The sequence below is a fragment of the Clostridium pacaense genome (genome assembly GCF_020709765.2).
GTDB classification, from domain to species: Bacteria; Bacillota; Clostridia; order Lachnospirales; family Lachnospiraceae; genus Enterocloster; species Enterocloster hominis.
In genome coordinates, this window is the sequence record NZ_JAJFEB020000212.1 from 1 (window position 1) to 238 (window position 238).

The window sequence follows — 238 nt, forward strand, 5'->3', positions numbered from 1 at the left end:
TCGATGAACAGTATGTCTTCCTTAAGTCCGTTGTTCTCAATTTTATTATAAATGGACGCCACGATCTCGCTCATGGTATACTCTTTCACCGCGTATTCCCGGCCCCCAAACATTTTCCTGTCTATAAAGGGCAGTCCCACCGCGCTCTGTCTTGTGTGGTGGGTGATGGTATATGCCACCAGCCCGCTCCGGCACTCCCTGGATATCTGTTCCATGATCTGGGTCTTCCCCACGCCGG

At 51.7% G+C, this 238-nt stretch carries 1 pseudogene; it reads right to left on the reverse strand.

Annotation, left to right across the window (positions count from 1 at the left end):
* Window positions 1-238, reverse strand: a pseudogene (locus LK536_RS59060) (ATPase); the annotation flags it as partial.